The organism is Halorhabdus sp. BNX81 (assembly GCF_029229925.1).
GTDB lineage: Archaea > Halobacteriota > Halobacteria > Halobacteriales > Haloarculaceae > Halorhabdus.
Map to the genome: position 1 here is coordinate 157859 of NZ_CP107254.1, position 19482 is coordinate 177340.

The following is a 19482-nucleotide window of genomic DNA, read 5'->3' on the forward strand; positions in this document are numbered from 1 at the left end:
GGGAAAGCTGCAAACAACAGTGGATATGCTGCAGGAACTATCGGTGATCTATATCGTGGCGTGGGCGTCTCAGGCGTCGAGTCCGAGATCCTCGGCGCGGTCGTCGATCCACGCCTGGAGCTCCTCGATGGCCTCTTCGCCGTCCTCGTCGTCGAAGAGGTGCTTGAACCGCCCCTGAGTCTCGAGCCACTCGCGGACCGGCTTGCGGTCGCGGATCTTGTTCACGTCCGTGATCTCGCCGTCTTCCATCTCGAAGACCGGGAACAGTCCGGTCTCGACGGCGAGTTCGGCGAGTTCGACCGTCTTCGAGGATTCGTAACTCCAGCCGACCGGACACGGCGAGTAGACGTGCAGGAACTTCGGCCCGTCACGCGAGATCGCCTCTTCGACCTTCTGTTTGAAGTCCCGCGGGTTCGAGATCGAGGCCGTCGCGACGTAGCCGACGCCGTGGTCGGCCGCGATCGAGGCCATGTCCTTCTTGTTGGTGTCGTTGCCGATGCTGACGTCGCCGGCCGGCGACGTCGTCGTCGAGGCCCCGAGCGGGGTCTGACTCGAGCGCTGGACGCCCGTGTTCATGTACGCCTCGTTGTCGTACATGATGTAGGTCACGTCGTGACCGCGTTCCATCATGCCCGAGAGGGCGCGGATGCCGATGTCGGCGGTCGCGCCGTCGCCACCGACCGCGATGATGTTGAGGTCATCGGAGTCCTCGACGTCGAGGTGATCGGGGTCCCGGCGGTCGAAGGACTTGTAGGCGGCCTCGATACCCGAGGCGACGCTCGCTGCGTTCTCGAAGATGTTGTGGATGTAGCTGGTGCCCCAGGAACTCTCGGGATAGGGCGTCGAGACGACCTCCATACAGCCAGTGGGCTGGCTGATGATGGTGTTCTCGCCGGCGGCCTCGGTGATGTACTTCATGGCCAGCGCGGGGCCACACCCGGCACACGCGCGGTGGCCGGGGTTCCAGAGTTCCTCGCCGTGTTCGACCTCGTCAGTGAAGTCCTGATCCTGTAAGTCTGAACTCATCAGTTGTCACCTCCGGTCTGGAGGAGTTCCTCACGCAGCTGTGGCCACGATTCCTGCTCGTCGAAGGTCATCGGATGGGAGGCCTCCATGGTCTCCTCGATCATCGCGCCGATCTCGGCGGCGGTGATGTCCCGGCCGGCCATCCCGATGACGAAGCTCTTGATCGGTGGCTGGTTCTCGGCGTGATACAGCGTGCCCTTGATCTCGCCGGCCAGCGCGGACTCGTAGCCGGGGGACATCTCCTTGGTCAGGACGCCGACGGCCTCGGCGTCTCCGAGCGCGGCCCGGATCTCCTCGGTCGGGAACGGCCGGTGGACGCGCGGACGGACGAGCCCGACGTCGACGCCTTGCTCGCGGTACTGATCGATGACGCCGCGGATCGTCCCGCACATCGACCCCAGGGCGACCAGACGGTAGTCGGCGTCGCCGTGGTAGGTGTCGATCATGCCGTTGTACTCGGTGTAGTCCCGGCCGAAGACCTCCTTGAACTCCTCGACAGTCTTGGCCCAGACGTCCTTGGACTCCATCATCGCGGCCTGGATCTCGTAGCGGGCCTCCGTCCAGTGTTCCGGTCGGGCGTAGGCACCCATCGTCTTCGGATCCGAGGGGTCGAGTGTGAATTCCGGATCCCGCGGGGGGAGGAACTCGTTGACCTCCTCCTCGCTCGGGATGTCGGCGGGTTCCTGGACGTGGGTCAGAATAAAGCCGTCAAAGTTCGAGAGGACAGGGAGATTGACCTGTTCGGCGACACGGAAGCCCATCAGGACGTGGTCGATGGCTTCCTGGACGTCCTCGGCGTGGAACTGCAACATGCCGCCGTCGCGCTCGGCGAAGGCGTCGGTGTGGTCGGCCCAGATCGAGAGGGGGGCCGACAGCGACCGGTTGGCGACCGCCATCACGATCGGCAGGCGCATGCCAGCCGCCGTGAACAGCGGTTCACTCATCAGCTTCAGGCCCTGACTCGACGTCGCGGAGAACGCACGAGCGCCGGCGGCCGACGCGCCGATACACGTCGAGGCGGCGTTGAACTCGCTGTCGACCTTGATGAACTCGCTGTCGAGTTCCCCGTCGGCGACGAGTTCCGAGAGCTTCTCGACGACGCCCGTCTGGGGCGTGATCGGGTACGCCGAGATGACGTCAGGGTCGGCCGCCATGACGCCCTTCGCCACGGCCGACGTCCCCTTCATTACCTGCTGTTCGTCCGAGGGGTTCAGTTCAGCTTTTGCCATTGTTATTTCTCCTCCCGAATCATTTCGATCGCGTCGGTCGGACAGACCTCGTCACAGATCCCACAGCCCTTGCAGTAGTCCAGATCAAACCCGTAGAGATCCTTTCCCTCGACCGGCTTGGCTGCCTGGTCGGGACAGTACGTATCACACTGTCCACAGGCGATACAGGCGTCGGGATCGACAACGGGCTTGAACTGCCGCCAGGATCCCGTCTTGTTCACGCGGGACGTGTTCGGTTCCACGACGGCACCGGTCGTAATCGTCAGGTCTTCGTATGGGTCTTCCGATTGGCTCATGCTGATACCTCCGAGAAGGCTTCGTTGGTCGCGGCGACGTTCTGCTCGCCGACCTCACCGCCGAACTTGCGGGTGATGACGGCTTCCATGCTCTCCTGGTCCAGCAGGCCGGTCGCGCCGGCAAAGGCACCCAGGAGGGCCGTGTTCATGATCGGGCGACCGAGGTGCTGGAGGGCGATCTCGGTCGCGTCGACCGTGACGACCTCGGCATCGGTCTCGATATCGAGGTCTTCGGGGTCTGCGTCAGTGTTGACCAGCACGAGGCCATCCTCGTTGAGCCCGTCGGTGACGTCGACGTACTCGAGCAGGCTCGTGTCCTGGACGATGACGAAGTCGGGCTCGTCGACCTGGCTGCGATCCGTGATCTTTGCCTCGTCGAAGCGCGCGAACGCCTCGACGGGCGCGCCCCGTCGCTCGACGCCGAACGCCGGGAACGCCTGTGCCCAGGTCCCTTCTTCGTGTGCTGCCTGTGCCAATAACTGTGCCAGTGTAACCGAACCCTGGCCGCCACGACCGTGAATGCGTATTTCTTCCATTGTGATCACCGTGATAGAGTGACATCGAACGTGCGATGGTGGGCTCTTGGTTGACCCCCTACGCCGTGTCGTCGCACGTCGTCGGTCATCGGAGAGTCCACCTACTTCAACGTATGTAATACATTATAACTAAAGTATACCCCCAAAATTCGGGGTGTTTAAGGGCAGTACGTCCGGTTTTTCACGATTTACCCCGAACGTATGTAAGGTAACCGATCATTCTAAATTATCTTTTGTTATAGTTTGGCGACAGCTACAGGGCACAGCTACCGCTCCGCCCCGTCAGTCAGGGCTCCTCGCCCGCAAGCGGTTTCAGGTCGTGGAGGGATTCGATAACCCGGGTTGGCTCCGCTTGACCGACCGGTCGATCGCCGTCCCGGACCAGCAGTGCCGAGTCAGTACCGGCCCGATGGGCCGTCTCGACGTCCGAGCGTCGATCGCCGACGAAGAGCGTATTGACCGGGTCCACGCCGAGGTCATCGAGGGTCTGCCCCAAGTAGTGGGGGTCAGGCTTCATTCGATCGTAGCCGGCCAGCGTGGGTGCCCGGCCGCGGACGGCCCCAAAGACATCCCCCCAGTCGAAGTAGTCACGGACGAACCGGACGGTGCCGTGGCGGTTGTTGCTCACGATCCCCAGCGTCGCCGCCTCGGCCAACTCCATGAGCACGCCGACGTCGTCGAACGGTTCGCGCTCGCCGGCCGTGATTCGCTCGTTTTCCAGAACTGTCGAGGCGTGTTCGCGATAGCCCCAGAAGGCGTCCGGAGCACAGTCGTGCCGGTCACAGAACCGCCGGACTTCGTCAGTATCGTCCGGGTTAACCAACTCCTCGGGGACCGCTTCAACGGTCACGTCGAAGTCAGCGAGCGTCTCCCGGGTCGCTTCTCGGTAGACGGCGGGGGCCGTGTGATAGCCCGTTAGCAGGACGCCGTCCAGGTCGAAGACGATGGCGTCGTAGGACACGGATATCGTTCCTTCGGGCAACTCGCAGGTAGATGTTGTGATTGGGGTTGTCTGGCTCGCGATCACATCGGGTGTCCGGATAGGACGGGCCGGGATCGAAAACGGCTTAGTCCCCTCTCGTCGATGACTGGCCCTCCTGAGAGAGCAGCCAGATCCGTTCCCGTCGGCCACGAAGTCATCGTTGCTCCTACGCTACGAGCGTGCTCACCGGACAGTCATCGTCGGCCCCGTGGGACGCCGGCAAACATACAGTCCCCCGAACGGCCGGGCCGCTCTCCCAGGCTGGGGGGCACTGCGACGACCGGGAACGCCTCCCCCGAGACCCCCGGCGATTCGACACGGCGGGAACCAGGCGTGCGAACGATGCCCCGACGAATCTTCGCTGATGGCGACTCAACCGCCTCGGTCAGTTCGACGACGGTCCGGACTCGTCATCGTCGAGCCCGAGCACCGATTTGACCGTGTCGATGATCCCCTCGTCGTCCGACATAGACATTCGTTACATATCTGCCACCGGTTACTTAATATTTTCCTCCAGGATGGATTTCCGATACGCTATTCGAGAAATACTGCGACGTGTCTCGGGGTGGACCGTACACCGTGGTCGTCTGACACTGGCCCGGGTCGTTGTTCGCCCAGCCGCGTTACCGCTGCTTACGACAGCAGGTCGACGACCGCGTCGTAGGCGGGTTTCCGGTCGTAGCTGTCGTCGAGCAGGAGGGGGTCCTCGGTCAGCGTGTCGTCGAAGTGGGGGATCCATGAGTGGTGGTCGGCGACGCCCCAGGCGACGATAGTGTCACAGCCCGCCTCGGTGGCTTTCTCGACGATCTCACGATAGTACTCGGCCTGGACCGTCCGGTGGTCCTCGGGCGGATCTTCGGCCGTGTAGGCGACATCCATCTCGGTGATCTCGACCTCCAGGCCGAGGTCTTTGAAGCGCTCGATGTTCTCGGCGACCGAGTCGGGATCGACGGGGTCGTGCAGCGCGTGCATCTGGAGGCCAACGCCGTCGATGGGGACGCCACGGTCGAGCATGCCCGAGACCAGCTCGTAGATCTCGTCGGACTTGTCGTTGATCCCGTCCGCGCCGTAGTCGTTGTAGAAGAGGTCAGCGTCGGGGGCGGACTGGTGGGCCCACTCGAAGGCCCTGTCCAGATACTCCTCGCCGAAGGCCCGCAGCCAGGGCGTCTCGCGCAGCCCGCCGTCGTCGGCGACGGCCTCGTTGACGACATCCCAGGTGTCGACGTCGCCGGCGTACCGCGCGGCGACCGTGCGGACGTGGTCTTCGAGCAAGCGACGGAGTTCCCGGTCGGTGTACTGGAAGGGGACCAGCCATTCGGGCAGCTGGTTGTGCCAGACCAACACGTGCCCGCGGAAGTACATGTCGTGTTCGCGGGCGAACTCGGCGATCAGGTCGCCGTCCGTGAAGTCGTACGTGTGCTCGTCGGGTCGCAGCGGCCCCATCTTCATGGCATTCTCGGCCGTGACGGCGTTGTACTCCCGCAACGCGTCCCGATACTGGAAGTCTCCCCGGATCGGGTCGGCTGCGGCCGCTGCCCCGATTTTGACATCGTTGTCGTCTGCCACGTCTCGCAGGGTCGGTGCCATATCGGAACTGTCGGTCGTTCGCAGTATAAATATGTGGATGTATTTCTTCCAATATGCCGGTTCGCGGACACGGGCTTGCGGGTCCGCTGACACGGTCCGGTGCGTCCGTTCCTTCGAGCGTTGCCTCGGCGAGGACGTGACCCTCGATGGCGGCTTCGAGGTCGTCCGTCGTCGCCCCTGGCCCCAGCGACAGCGTCGTGTCCAGCGCGTACGCGACACATCGATACGCGTGCCGGCCGTCCGGCACGCCCGCGATCGAAAGCGGGAGTTGACGGTGGCTTCGGTGTCGTCACTCCCCCTCGGGATCGCCGTCCCCGAAGGCCGGGCTGGTGAGTGATGTTGCTGCCATCGTTGTTCTCACGGGTCGGCTTCCGGCCACGTTCGCTCGCACCGTTGTCCCCCCGTTGCAAAAATATCTTCCTATTAAACATACACTCAATAAATGTATATAAAATAATCTTATTCGGTGCTGTATCCATTTTCGAATTACTTCCCACGTGGGAACTATATATCTATGTTTTCTTATATTTTTGACCACGTACCTGCGGTGCGTAGTCACATACCACGCTTCTTTGTGGTAATTCTTGCCGTATCGGATCGCTCTGATAAGTTTCATATCCCTGGGGGACAGAGTCCTCTAGACATGGCGATCACCGCCACCCGACGGTGGCCGTCACCCCCGGAGGGACACTAACAAATGCGCAACGCCAAAATCGTCTGTACGCTCGGACCTGCATCGGAGACTAAAGAGGACATCAGGAATCTCGCCGAGGCCGGCATGTCGGTCGCCCGACTCAACGCCAGCCACGGTTCGCCGGAACACCGGCGCACGATGATCGACCGCATTCGCGAGGTCGACGCGGAGATGGACAAATCCCTCGCGGTCATGCACGACATCCCCGGCCCGGAAGTTCGGACTGCCCCGATCCGCGACCCGATCGAACTCGAGGGTGGGACCACGATCCGGTTTTATAAGGGAGATGATGCGACACCCGAAGAGGTCGGCCTCTCCGTGGACATTTCGGTCGTCGAACCGGGCGACAGTGTCCTGCTCGACGACGGCCGCATCGAAACGACGGTCGAAAAAGTCGAGGACGGCGACGTCTACGCCCACGTCGAGAACGGCGGCGAACTCGGCGCGCGCAAGGGCGTCAACGTCCCCGGCGTCGAACTCGGCCTCCCGTTCCCGACCGAACAGGACCGGACGGAACTCGAAGTCGCCGCGGAAAAGGAGGTCGACCTCGTGGCGGCGAGTTTCGTCCGCGACGGCGACGACGTCCGCAAGATCGGCGATTTCCTTGAGAACGAAGGGACCGAAGTGCCGGTCGTCTCGAAGGTCGAACGCAAGGGTGCCGTCGAGAATCTCGACAGTATCATCGAGGCGTCCTACGGCGTGATGGTCGCTCGCGGTGACCTCGGCGTCGAGTTACCCCTCGAAGAGGTGCCGCTGTATCAGAAACGGATCATCCGGCAGTGTAACGAGGCCGGCGTGCCCGTCATCACCGCCACGGAGATGCTCGACTCCATGGAGGAGTCCCGACGCCCGACCCGCGCGGAAGCCTCAGACGTGGCCAACGCCATCTTCGACGGGACCGACGCCGTCATGCTGTCTGGCGAGACGGCCATCGGCGAGCATCCGCCCCGCGTCGTTTCGACGATGGCCGACATCGTCAACGAGGTCGAACAAAGCGCGGAGTACGCCGAACTCCGCGACCAGCGGATTCCCCATTCCGATAAGACTCGGACCGATGCCCTCGCGCACGCGGCCCGAACGCTGGCGGACGATATCGACGCGACCGCGATCGTCGCCGCCAGCGAGTCGGGCTACACCGCCCTGCGGACGGCCAAGTTCCGCCCCGAGGTCCCGATCATCGCCTCGACCCCAAGCGAGCGGGTTCGCAGACAACTCGCGCTCGCGCGTGGCATCTTCCCGACGACGGCCCCCTTCACGACGGAGGGCGCCGACGCAATCGTCCAGAACGCCGTCCAGTCGGCGCTGAAGACCGGCATCGCCGAGAGCGGCGACACCGTCGTGGTCATCTCCGGCATGATGACCGAACTCGAGGGCACCAGTACCTCGAATATGCTCAAGGTTCACCTGGCGGCCGAGACCGTGGCAACTGGACAGTCCGTCGTCGACGGACTCGTCACGGGTCCGTTGGTGCGAACCGCCGACGGTGATCTCGAAGACGTCCCTGACGATGCGATCGTCGCCGTCCCCGAGGACTTCGACGACGAGTTCCTGGGCGATCCCGAAACGCTCGGCGGGATCATCGATGGCCACACGAACCGACGCGGGCACGCTGTCACCGTCGGTCGTCGCCTCGACATTCCCACGGCGAGTCACATGACGGTTCCCGACGACCTCGAAGACGGGGCGACCGTGACGCTCGACGCCGAGCGCGGCGTCCTCTATAAGGGCCAGCTCGGAACGCTCGACGACTGAGGACACGACTTTCGGTTCCGTTGTTGCTTCGTCACTGTTTGGGTCCGAGATAGCTCGACTTGCGTTCGTCTTTTCACGCAGCCTTCGTGGCAGTGCCCACCCACTTTCAGTGGCAGCGAGGCGATACCATTCACATCGAAACGCGTGCAGTTAAGTGGACCAACGCCATTCCTGAACGTATATGGCCGCATACGCAGGTGTCGACCTCGGTGCGACGTACGTCCGTGCCGTCGTCGGTGACGAGACTGGCGAGGAGATCGGACGGGACAAAGGAGAGACGCCGCCTGGACCGACTGGCACCGCCGTAACTGAGGCAATCCTCGAGACGCTGCGTGCCGCGTGTGCGGACGCGGACGTCGACCCATCCGACCTCGAGGCCGTCGGGATCGGGTCGGTCGGGCCGCTGGACCTCGACGAGGGTGTCGTCGAGAACCCGGCGAACCTCCCGGATACGATCGAGACGATCCCCCTGGTGGGGCCGATCGAGAACCTCACCGAGGCGGACGAGGTGCATCTCCACAACGACGCCAACGCCGGGGTGATCGGTGAGCGGTTCTACAGCGACCAGAACCCCGACGACATGGTCTATCTCACTATCTCGACGGGGATCGGGGCCGGTGTCTGCGTCGACGGCCACGTTCTCAGCGGGTGGGACGGCAACGCCGGCGAGATCGGCCACATGACCCTCGATCCGGAGGGAACGATGACGTGTGGCTGTGGTCAGGAGGGTCACTGGGAAGCTTACGCCTCGGGGAACAACATTCCCCGGTACGCCCGGGAGTTCTACCAGGCCGGCGACTGGGAGACAGATATGCCCGTCATGGACGCCGATTTCGAGGCCCCGGACCTCTTTGAGTACGCCGGTGAGGACGCGTTTGCCGACGCGGTTATCGATCGCCTCGCGACGTTCAACGCGATGGGCGTCGCTAACATCGTCCAGGCGTACGCACCGCTGGTGATCTACATCGGCGGAGCCGTTGCCGAGAACAATCCGGAACTGGTCGTCGAGAAGATCCGTGATCGCCTCCCCGAGATGGTCTTTGGCAACATTCCCGAGATCAACATCACGACGCTGGGCGACGACGTGGTGGTCAAGGGCGCACTCGCGAGCGCCCTCACCCAGGGGACCGGTGACCGCGGAAAGCTGCGCGAGTGATCGAATTTTCAGACGTTCAGAGGCCGAGATAGCCGGCGTTCGGGAGGAGCCCGGCCAGATAGAGGATGCCGACGAGTGTCATCACGATCGTGATCGCCATCGCCGGCGGGTCGACGTGGGTCCCCGAGTGGGCGTAGAGGACACGCTGGGTGGCCTCGGCGAGCAGGGCAGCCAGGATGCCGAAGCCACCGGCCACGAGCAGCACTACCGGTTCGCTGTCGAGTGTCGCCATCGCGAGCACCGCCCCCACTGAACCGATGAGCGTGATGTGGTGGGTGACGGGGATCTTCTCGACGCCGAGGTTGAGAAAGAGGAGGCTCATCGCCGAGATGGCATACCCCATGAACACGCTGCCCGTTTCGAGCCAGATGTATCCACCCACGATCCCGCCGACGAGACCGATCGCGGTGACGCCGGCCCACTCGTACTGGTGAGGCAGCCAGGGTTCGGTCGCCGGGCGGGCCGAGTCCCCTTCGGCGGCCGGCCGGTCCTCGCCGCGCTCGAACGGCGACATGTCCAAGACGCTGGTTCCGGCGACGCGACCGATCAGTGGATAGCCGAAGGCCACCCGCGCCAGGACGGCCGTCGCCACGACCGACAGCGCGATGTTGTCCGTCGGGATACCGAGACCGCCGCCGACCTGCGTGATGACCATCCCGAGCGCGCCGAAGATCGCTCCGACAGCGAGGATGTCGGGTTTGGTCCCGAAGGCATAGAGGATGTCCTTCCCGAAGTGATAGCCCCAGTCGTCGGGTTCCATGTCGGGATACTTCTTGCCGGCGTAGGCCGTCGCGGCGACGCCGCCGGCGAAGGCGACGTGGGGGCCGGTCACCATGCCGAAGCCGATGGTGCCGGTCACGCCGGTCGCGATGTCGCCTTCGATGGCCGAGAGGTCGCCGAGGTTCCCCTCGAGGATCGCCAGCCCTTCGCCGAGAAAGACGACGAAGCCGGTGAAGACGAACGCGGGCAGCGCCCCGAGGGCCGCGCCGAAAGCCCCGCCGGCCAGCGCGGCGATCAGCAGGACGAGAAACTCCTCGACGCCGAGACCCACGATCGGTAGCGCCAGGACTGTTCCCACCACGATTTACTCCTCCTGGGCCCAGTCCTTCGCCCGTTCGACGGCGTCGTCCCAGCGACTGTACATCCGATCGGCGTCCTCGACCGGGATCTCCGGGGTGAACTCCCGGTCGACCCGCCAGTTCTCGCGGAGTTCGTCGAGATCAGCCCAGTAGCCGACGGCGAGGCCAGCCGCATACGCCGAACCGAGGGCCGTCGTCTCGTCGACTTCGGGGCGAGCGATGTCCGTCCGGATGACGTCGGCCTGGAGTTGACACAGGAAGTCGTTCTTGACGGCCCCGCCGTCGACCCGGAGTGTGGTCGTCTCGATCCCCGAGTCGGCCTCCATCGCCTCGGCGACGTCCCGGGTCTGGTAGGCGATGGCCTCCAGCGTCGCCCGGACGATATGTTCCTTCCGGGTGCCGCGGGTCATCCCGACGATCGTCCCGCGTGCGCGACCATCCCAGTGGGGTGCGCCGAGGCCGGTGAAGGCCGGCACCAGATAGACGCCGTCGGTCGAATCGACCGCACTGGCGAGGTCCGCGGTCTGGGCGGCGTTGTTGATGAGATCGACGTCCTCGAGCCACTCGATCGCCGCCCCGGTCGCGAAGATCGACCCCTCCAGGGCGTACCTGACAGGCTCGCCCGACCGCTGGAACGCGATCGTCGTCAGCAGGCCGTGGTCGGATTCAACGGCCTCGGTCCCCGTGTTCATCAGGTAAAAGGAGCCGGTGCCGTAGGTGTTCTTCGCGTCTCCCTCCTCGAAACAGGTCTGGCCGAACAGGGCTGCCTGCTGGTCGCCCAGTGCGCCGGCGACGGGGATCTCCGCGCCGAGGAACCCGTCGGGATCGGTGTGGCCGTAGAGGTTTTCGTCCGAGGAGGGCCGCACTTCCGGCAGCATCGCCTCGGGGACCCCGAACTCGGCGAGGAGTTCCTCGTCCCACGCCATCTCGTGGACGTTGTACAGCATCGTCCGGGAGGCGTTGGTCACGTCCGTGACGTGGTTCCCCGTGAGATTGTAGATCAACCACGCGTCGATGGTGCCCATCAGCAGTTCGCCGTTTTCGGCACGGTCGCGGAGGTCCGCAGCCCGGTGACTCTGGAGTTTCAGTGGCTCGGCGTTGTCCAGAATCCATTCCGTCTTCGTCGCCGAGAAGTACGCGTCGGGTTCGAGACCGGTCTTTCCACGGATCCACTCGACCTTGTCTTCGTCCTGTAATTGCTCGACCCGGTCGGTCGTCCGGCGGTCCTGCCAGACGAGGGCGTTGTGTACGGGCTTGCCCGTGTCTTTGTCCCAGACGAGCGTCGTCTCGCGCTGGTTGGTGATCCCAAGCGCCTCGAGTTGTTCAGCTTCGATTCCGGCGTCGGCCAGTCCCGCAGTGACGACCGCTTTCGTTGTCTCCCAGATCTCTAGGGGGTCGTGCTCGACCCATCCTGGCTCCGGATAGAACTGTTCGTGTTTCTCGTAGGCGTTGCCCGCGACCTGGCCGTCGCGGTCGAACACCATGAAGCGCGTGCCGGTCGTTCCCTGATCGATCGCGCCGACGTAGGTGTCTGTCATGCATTGGATTCCCGGTCGAGCACCCGTTGTGCTACCGGCTATTATATTGGTTATAAATAGTTATAAAATTTACCTAACCCGCTTTCTCTTCCTATATCGTCCGCTATCCGGGTTTAAACGCCGGATACCACGCAGCTGGTTCGGGATTCGATATGTCCGACAGAGCGAACAATAAAGTAGCCGTGGGCCGTGGACAACGATACCAAATGACAACTTCCCCATCGGTGCTCGTGATCGGCGGCGGCTCGACGGGGGTCGGGATCGCCCGGGATGCTGCGATGCGTGGGTTCGACGTGACCTTAGTCGAGAAGGGCAACCTCACCCACGGCACGACCGGCCGGATGCACGGGCTGCTCCACAGCGGCGGTCGCTACGCCGTCTCCGATCAGGCGAGTGCGCGTGAGTGCATCGAGGAGAACATGATCCTCCGGGACATCGCCACCCACTGCGTCGAGGACACGGGCGGACTCTTCGTCAAGCGACCGGAGGACACCGAGGAGTACTACCAGGAAAAATTGGACGGGCTCAGGGAGTGTTCGATCCCCGCGACGGAACTCGCCGCCGAAGAAGCACGCCGGAAAGAGCCGTTTCTCGCCCGGGACATCGACAAGGCGATCGAAGTGCCCGACGCGGCGATCGACCCCTTCCGGCTGTGCGTGGCCAACGCCATCAGTGCTGCAAACCACGGCGCTCGCATCGAGACCTTCTCGGAAGTGACCGACCTGCTGGTCGAGGACGGCGAGATCGTCGGCGCGGAGGTCACCCACGAGAGCGGCGAGGGCAACCGCGTCCATGGGGTCGAGGGGTCCGTCGAGGAGATCCGCGTCGACCATATCGTCAACGCCGCGGGGGCCTGGACCGGCGAGATTGCGGCGATGGCCGACATCGACGTGGAGGTCCGCCCCTCGAAGGGGGTGATGACTATCATGAACGTCCGGCAGGTCGACACCGTGATCAACCGCTGCCAGCCCAAGGGCGACGCCGACATCGTCGTGCCCCACGAGACGACCGCGATCCTCGGGACGACCGACGAGGAGGTCGGCGACCCGGAGGACTACCCGGAGGAAGAGTGGGAAGTCGATCTCATGATCGAGGAACTCGCAAGGCTCGTCCCGATCCTCGAAGACGCGCGCACGATCCGGTCCTTTTGGGGCGTCCGTCCACTCTATGAACCACCCGACACCGGGACCGACGATCCGACGGACATCACGCGGGAGTTCTTCCTGCTCGATCACGACGAGCGCGACGCTCTCCCCGGCATGACGACGATCGTCGGCGGCAAGCTGACGACCTACCGACTCATGGCCGAGCAACTCGTCGATCACCTCGCCGAGAAATTTGACGTAGACACCACCTGCCGCACCGCCGAGGAACCGCTTCCCGGCAGTGAAGACGAAGGCGTCATCGACGATGCGATGGATGATTTCGGCCTGCGCTCGCCGATCGCCAAACGAAGCGCCGAGCGCCTGGGGTCACGAACGCAGGAGGTTCTCGACACCAACGAGCCCAACCCGGTCGTCTGTGGGTGTGAGGCCGTGACGCGCGCGGAAGTCAACGACGCCATCGAGCAGTCCGGCACTGACCTCAACGCCGTCCGGATCCGCACGCGGGCCGGGATGGGCAACTGCCAGGGTGGGTTCTGTAGCCATCGGCTGGCGAACGAACTCCACCCCGATTTCGACGAGGGGCGCGCACGGGCGGCGCTCGACGAACTGTACCAGGAGCGCTGGAAGGGCCAACGTCACGCGCTCTGGGGGAGACAGCTCTCCCAGGCGATGATCACCTACACGATGCACGCGCTGACGATGAACCGCGATCGCGATCCCGCCGGCGGCGGAGCGCTTGACTTCGGCGCGTTCGATTCCGGGCCGTCGAACACTCCCGCGACCGGCGACGGACAACCGGCGGACGGAACCGCAGACGTCGCCACCGACGGTGGCAGGGGGGATGGCCGTGGCGATTGACTCGGATGTCCTCGTGATCGGCGGCGGGATTGCCGGCCTCTCGGCGGCACTGTCGGCCGCGCGGACGGGGGCCGACGTGCGACTCGTCAGCGAGGCCGAAACGACGCTCCATCACGCAAGCGGCCTGCTCGACGTCCTGGGCTACCCGCCGAACGCCGACGGTGACGGGCCGGTGGTCGACCCGTTCGACGCCATCGGGGACCTCCCCGACTCCCACCCGTACGCGATCGTCGGCGCGGGAACGGTCCGGGATGGCCTGGCGATGATCGACGACGTGCTGGGCGAGACGTATCACGGCAGCCACACCGACGCGAACGCCCTCGTTCCGACCCACGGCGGGACGGTCAAGCCGACCGCGCGATATCCAGCGGGCGTCACGGCGGGCCTGGCGAGCGACGACCGCGACATCCTGCTCGTCGGCTTCGAGCGGCTCACCGGCTTCGACGCCGGTGTGGCCGCGGACCACCTCGAAGCTGCGGGGATTCCGGCCGAGACGAGCGCCGCCACTGTCGAGTTCCCGATCGTCGTGCGCGACGACGCGAAGGTGACCCGGTACGCTCACCTTCTCGACGAGAACCCGACGGTCGACGGTGCTGGCAGCGATCGGCGCGTCCGGGCCGCCCTCGCCGACGCAGTCGAACCGTCCGTCGGCGAGGCCGAACGGATCGGATTCCCTGCGGTGTTGGGCGTCGACCATCCGGCGGCGATCCGGGACGAACTCGAAGACCGTCTCGGTGCGGCGGTCTTCGAGATCCCGATGGGGCCGCCCAGCGTTCTCGGTGGTCGGCTCGAAGACCGGCTCTATGCCGCGCTCGATGATGCGGGCGGACAGATCGAGTCCGGCGGCGGGCCGATCGTGGACTTTGACGCCGAGGGCGGGATGATTTCGGCGGTATACATGGATCGATCGGGCAGTCAGATACCCTACGCGGCCGAACAGTACGTCCTCGCGACGGGTGACGTCGCGGGCGGCGGGATCGACTCGGACCGTGACGGCGTCACCGAGCCGATCTTCGGCTGTCACGTGCCCCACCCGGACGATCGCTACGAGTGGTTCGAGGGCGAGGCCTTCGGCGAGCATGCCTTCGCAGAGTTCGGAGTCGTCGTCGACGATGCGCTCCGGCCGATGGATGAGGGAGGCACCCCGGAATTCGCGAACCTCCGGGCGGCGGGGGCCGTGATCGGCGGCTACGACTACCCGGCAGAGAAATCAGCGAGCGGCGTTTCCATCGCGACTGGCTACGCTGCCGGTCGGCGTGCGGCGAGGGAGGGCTAATCCAATGAGTGACACACAGCGCGGTGATACCACGACGGACCGTGCGGAGACAGACGCCGACGTCGAGAGCGACGAGGAGGGCTACGAACCACGCGACGTTTTCGACTCGACCACGGAGATGGATCTCCGGGCCGGGGCCGACAACTGCACGAAAGTCGGAACCTGCGACGCCGAGTGTCCCGTCGCCGAGGTCAACGACGACTTCCCCGGCCCGCAGTTCCAGGGCCCGGAACAGTGGCGACTCTCCCAGAAGGGCGAGGTCGAGATCGACGACTCGATCACCGAGTGTTCGAACTGCCTGCAGTGCGATAGCGGGTGTCCCTCCGGCGTCCCCTTCAGCGAGATGCACAACACGGCGCGGGCGAAGTACGTCTTAGAGGACCAGCCCCTCTCGATCAAGAAGATCCGCAACCGGATCCTCGCCAACTACCGGACGTCGGCCTGGCTGGCCTCGAAACTCCCGCGGACGGCGAACTTCTTCATGAACAACGGGGCGGTCCGGTGGCTCATGGAGAAGACGATGAAGATTCCGAGCGAACGCGAGTTCCCCGAGTTCGCCACGCAGACGTTTCGTGAGTGGTGGGCAGAGCGAGGTGGCGAAGCCACCTCGAAAGAGCGAGCGCGGGAGGCGCGAGCAGAGCGTGGAGGTGCCCACGTGCAAAGCGACGAGAAGCGCATCGCGTACTTCCACGGCTGCTATTCGAACTACAACACGACCGAGGTCGCCAAGGCGATGGTCCGGGTCTACGAGTCGCTGGGATACGAGATCACGGTCCCGAAACAGAAGTGCTCGGGGACGCCGATGTTCGCCAACGGCCGCGTCGACGACGCCCGGCGACACGCCAAAGTCAACGTCGAGCATCTGGGCAACGCCATCGAGGATGGCTACGACGTGATCTGTACCTGCTCCTCCTGCTCGCTTGCGCTTCGCCAGGAGTACCCCGACCTCTTCGATCTGGAGGGCATCGACGAACTCGCCGCTCACACCTACGACGCCATGGAATACCTCCGGATCCACGAGGATCTCGAAGCCGAACTCGCGGGGGCAGAAGCCGAGGAGTTCCCCGACGTCGCCTACCACGCGCCGTGTCACTCCCGCAATCAGGGCCTCGGGCGACAGGCCGTCGAACTGTTCGAAGATGTCGATGGCGTCACCGTGACCGATGTCGGCGACTCCTGTTCGGGGATTTCGGGCACCTACGGCTGGAAAGAAGAGAAGTACGAGACCTCGATGGAGATCGGCGAGGAGATGTTCGAGCACATGGCCGAGGCCGACGCCGAACACGGGATGACGGAGTGTCCCACCTGCTCGATGCAGATGGAACACGGGACGGGCTATGAGATCCACCACCCGATGCAGTTGCTCGATACGGTGTTGACCTGAGGGCCCAAGGCAAACAGCTGCCAGCACGGCAACGGACGACAGAGACAGTTGCGAAAACAGGCGTAGATTCAGCGGGTGAGGTCGGTTATCCGGTGTTCTTCATGCCGGCCGCGATGCCGTGAACCGTCAGCCGGAGCGCCCGGCGTTCGGTCTCGGTGAGGTGCGATTGAGCGAGCAACCGGATCTGGAGCAGGTTCAGCGGGTCGACGTAGGGGTTCCGGCGTTCGAGGTTGTCCTCCATCCACGACCGCTTGAGGAGGGTCTCCCGTCCGGAGATCTCCTGGATGAGTTCGACGGAGTTCTCGTACTCGCTCCGGATCCGGGGGAAGAACCGCTCGCGAAGCTCCTCGTCGGCCAGGTCGGCGTACTCGGTGGCGATCTCCATGTCCGATTTGGCCAGTGCCATCCCGGCGTGATCGAGGATCGTCCCGAAGTACGGCCACTCCTCGTACATCTCCTGGAGGGTCTCCATGTCGCCGCCGTCGTCGAGGTAGCCCTGGATGCCCGTGGCGACGGAGTACCAGCCGGGGATGATACACCGGGCCTGCGTCCAGGAGAACACCCACGGGATCGACCGGAGGTCTTCGAGACTCCGATCCTCCGTCCGGGAGGCCGGCCGCGAACCCATGTTGAGGTTTTCGATGACCGTGATCGGCGTCGCCTGCTCGAAGTACTGGACGAACCCGTCAGTTTCCAGGAGGTCCCGATACTCCGTGCTGGCGTGGTCGGCCGCCGTCTGGAAGGCGTCGATCCACTCCTCGGGGATGTCCTCGACGGGGTTCTCCATGGCGTTGTACCGCGCCAGGACCTGGGCGTTCAGCATCTGCTCTAAGTTGCGCTCGGCGATGTCGGGGTTGCCGTACTTCTCGGCGATGGCCTCGCCCTGCTCGGTGAACTTGATCTGGCCGTTGACGGTCTGGTTCGGTAAGGCGAGCATCGCCTCGTGCATCGGCACGCCACCGCGGGAGATCGAGCCGCCGCGGCCGTGGAACAGCCGAAGCGTGACGTCGAAGTCGTCACAGATGTTGGCCATCCGCTTTTGATTGCGGTACAGCTCCCAGTTGGCGGCCAGATAGCCGTTCTCCTTCGAGGAGTCCGAGTACCCGAGCAGGATCTCCTGGGTGTTGTTGCGTGCTTCCAGGGCCTGGCTGTAGGCCTCGTTCTCGAAGAGGGTGCTCAACATCTCCCGGACACGCGTCAGCGCGTACTCGCTTTCGAACAGCGGGACGATGTCGAACCCGCAGTAGCCCGGCAGGTCGACGATGCCGGCCTGGTCCCCGAGGAACAGAACCTCCAGTGCGTGGGAGGACTCTTCAAACCAGCTGATCGCGTAGGTATCGATGGCATCGACGCCGTACTCGCGTTGCCAGTGGGCGGCCTCGGAGAACAGCGTCAACACCTTTTGGGAGTCCTCCGAGAGGTCGTCGGTCACGTCGATGTCGATGACCGGCTCGTCCTGGAGGATCGCCTCGGTCAGGAACTCGACGCGTTCGTCCTCGTCCATCGACTCGTAGTCGATGCCCTCACGATCGAGGGTCTCGATCAGCGCGTTGGTGTGTTTCTCGCGGTGGTCCCGCAGGTCGAGGTTCGCCAGCGAGAAGCCGAACGTCTCGACCTTGCGGATCAGCGGCTCGACGTGCGCCTCGACGATTTCGTCGGCGTCGTTCTCCCGGAGGCTCTCGGCGATGCTCTCGAGATCGGCAAGGAGCTCTCCGTCGTCGTCGTACGCGCCGGAACGGACGTCATCGACCCGGAGCACGCTCTCGCGCATCAGTTTCAGCTTCTGGCGATAGGGTTCGTCCGGATAGCGATCCACTATCTCGTCGGCGACGCCCGGGAGGTCTGCTTTGTGCGTTTCGAGGTTTTCCTCGAACGCCTCGCTCATCTCCAGATTGTCGATGTCCTGGCTCAACACACCGGAGAGGCTCTTGAGTTCGTCCCGATACAGATCGAGGACGACGCTGCGCTGGCGGTCCAGCGTTTCGTGCGTGACCTCGGGCGTGACGTACGGATTCCCGTCACGGTCGCTGCCCGCCCACGATCGGAACTCGTAGAGTTTCGGGACGTCGACTTCGCCGTCGTATGCCTCTTCGAGCGCGACCTCGAGTTCGTCGTAGACTTCGTCGATGACGTCGAAGAGACTGTTCTCGAGGTACCACTGGATGTTCAGCGTCTCGTCGGTCACGTCGGGCCGGCGATCGCGGACCTGCGGGGTCTGCCAGAGGCTCGTCACTTCCGCCCGGAGTTCGCGCTTCTTCCGGCGTACCTCCCGGTCCGTGAGGCGGATCTGATCGAGGTCCTGGATGAGCTTCCCCACCGACCAGAGCTTGGCCTTGATCGTCTTGCGTCGCGCTTCGGTCGGGTGAGCCGTGAAGGTCGGCTCGATCATGACGTCCTCGAGGATCTCCTCGACGGTGTCCGGATCGACGTCCTCGGCAGCCAGCGTCTCGACAGCTTCCTCGACGGTGTCCGAGAGGTCCCCGCTTTGGACTCCCTCTCTGATCTCGCGGACACGCTCGCGCTCCTCGGCGAGGTTGATGAGTTCGAAATAGGTAGTAAAGGCCCGCGCGACGACGTCTTGCATCTCCGGGGAGAGCCGGTCGAGTTCGTCGTGGATCGGCTCACGGGACTCGCCGTCCCCGCGACGGTAGGCGATCGCGTTGTTCCGGATCCTCTCGACAGATTTGAACGCTTCTGTCGAGTCTTGTGCCTCGATGATCGACCCCAGCAGTTGCCCCAACTCACGGACATCCTGGTTGAGCTCTCTGCCGTGTAAAGTCATACCACCCAATGAACATTGGAAGGCTATAACACTAGCGGAATTGGAAGAATGTCATATCCGCAGTAGATAATCATTCAATAAGTCGCAGTCTTGGGATTTCGCCATGGAATTCGCCACGATCTATGAGTATAATATCACGGGCCGGACCATTCTTTCGGGGGGCAACCGGTTCCAACGGTCACCATGGCCCCCTCTCGAGAC

General features: G+C 64.1%; 14 protein-coding genes and 1 pseudogene. 5 read left to right on the forward strand and 10 right to left on the reverse strand.

Going from position 1 to position 19482, the window contains the following annotated elements; translation table 11 throughout:
• Positions 1-69 precede the first annotated feature (69 nt).
• From HBNXHr_RS00710 to HBNXHr_RS00740, 7 genes and pseudogenes are all read right to left on the reverse strand, one after another.
• Positions 70-1026 carry a thiamine pyrophosphate-dependent enzyme gene (locus HBNXHr_RS00710; RefSeq protein WP_275738580.1) on the reverse strand — a complete coding sequence of 319 codons (957 nt, stop codon included), beginning with the start codon at positions 1024-1026 and terminating at the stop codon, positions 70-72.
• Positions 1026-2255 carry a pyruvate ferredoxin oxidoreductase gene (locus tag HBNXHr_RS00715; protein ID WP_275882764.1) on the reverse strand — a complete coding sequence of 410 codons (1230 nt, stop codon included), beginning with the start codon at positions 2253-2255 and terminating at the stop codon, positions 1026-1028. The genes HBNXHr_RS00710 and HBNXHr_RS00715 overlap by 1 nt, the downstream gene beginning before the upstream one ends.
• A 2-nt stretch (positions 2256-2257) precedes the next feature.
• Positions 2258-2551, reverse strand: a complete 294-nt coding sequence (locus HBNXHr_RS00720) for a 4Fe-4S binding protein (protein WP_275738584.1) — start codon at positions 2549-2551, stop codon at positions 2258-2260.
• Positions 2548-3087: a pyruvate ferredoxin oxidoreductase subunit gamma gene (locus HBNXHr_RS00725; protein ID WP_275738585.1), complete on the reverse strand. Its 540-nt coding sequence runs from the start codon at positions 3085-3087 to the stop codon at positions 2548-2550. The genes HBNXHr_RS00720 and HBNXHr_RS00725 overlap by 4 nt, the downstream gene beginning before the upstream one ends.
• A 286-nt stretch (positions 3088-3373) precedes the next feature.
• Positions 3374-4048, reverse strand: coding sequence for an HAD family hydrolase (locus HBNXHr_RS00730; protein WP_275882765.1), 675 nt, complete (start codon positions 4046-4048; stop codon positions 3374-3376).
• Positions 4049-4702: 654 nt separating this feature from the next.
• Positions 4703-5656: an endo-1,4-beta-xylanase gene (locus tag HBNXHr_RS00735; RefSeq protein WP_275882766.1), complete on the reverse strand. Its 954-nt coding sequence runs from the start codon at positions 5654-5656 to the stop codon at positions 4703-4705.
• A 97-nt stretch (positions 5657-5753) separates the two neighbouring features.
• Positions 5754-5900 (reverse strand): annotated as a pseudogene (locus HBNXHr_RS00740) (YbhB/YbcL family Raf kinase inhibitor-like protein); the annotation flags it as partial.
• A 453-nt stretch (positions 5901-6353) separates the two neighbouring features.
• Here HBNXHr_RS00740 and pyk point away from each other — a divergent pair.
• Positions 6354-8102, forward strand: coding sequence for a pyruvate kinase (pyk, locus tag HBNXHr_RS00745; RefSeq protein WP_275882767.1), 1749 nt, complete (start codon positions 6354-6356; stop codon positions 8100-8102).
• Positions 8103-8283: 181 nt separating this feature from the next.
• A complete protein-coding gene (locus HBNXHr_RS00750) occupies positions 8284-9258 on the forward strand; it encodes an ROK family protein (RefSeq protein WP_275882768.1) in 975 nt (324 codons plus the stop codon).
• Between the two features lie 16 nt (positions 9259-9274).
• Here the strand turns inward: HBNXHr_RS00750 and HBNXHr_RS00755 are convergent, their stop codons facing one another.
• A complete protein-coding gene (locus HBNXHr_RS00755; RefSeq protein WP_275882769.1) occupies positions 9275-10339 on the reverse strand; it encodes a hypothetical protein in 1065 nt (354 codons plus the stop codon).
• 3 nt (positions 10340-10342) lie between these two features.
• Positions 10343-11875 carry a glycerol kinase GlpK gene (glpK, locus tag HBNXHr_RS00760; RefSeq protein ID WP_275882770.1) on the reverse strand — a complete coding sequence of 511 codons (1533 nt, stop codon included), beginning with the start codon at positions 11873-11875 and terminating at the stop codon, positions 10343-10345.
• Positions 11876-12081: 206 nt separating this feature from the next.
• Between glpK and glpA the strand changes: the two genes are divergently transcribed.
• The 3 genes from glpA to HBNXHr_RS00775 are packed head-to-tail and all read left to right on the forward strand — an operon-like array spanning position 12082 to position 16499.
• On the forward strand, positions 12082-13839 hold the full coding sequence (gene glpA / locus HBNXHr_RS00765; protein WP_275882771.1) for an anaerobic glycerol-3-phosphate dehydrogenase subunit GlpA: 1758 nt from the start codon (positions 12082-12084) through the stop codon (positions 13837-13839).
• A complete protein-coding gene (gene glpB, locus HBNXHr_RS00770) occupies positions 13829-15115 on the forward strand; it encodes a glycerol-3-phosphate dehydrogenase subunit GlpB (protein WP_275882772.1) in 1287 nt (428 codons plus the stop codon). The genes glpA and glpB overlap by 11 nt, the downstream gene beginning before the upstream one ends.
• A gap of 4 nt (positions 15116-15119) precedes the next feature.
• Entirely contained in the window at positions 15120-16499 is a 1380-nt protein-coding gene (locus tag HBNXHr_RS00775) for an anaerobic glycerol-3-phosphate dehydrogenase subunit C (protein WP_275882773.1), read from the forward strand.
• 85 nt (positions 16500-16584) lie between these two features.
• Here HBNXHr_RS00775 and ppc read toward each other — a convergent pair whose 3' ends face one another.
• On the reverse strand, positions 16585-19281 hold the full coding sequence (ppc, locus tag HBNXHr_RS00780; RefSeq protein ID WP_275882774.1) for a phosphoenolpyruvate carboxylase: 2697 nt from the start codon (positions 19279-19281) through the stop codon (positions 16585-16587).
• Positions 19282-19482: the final 201 nt, after the last annotated feature.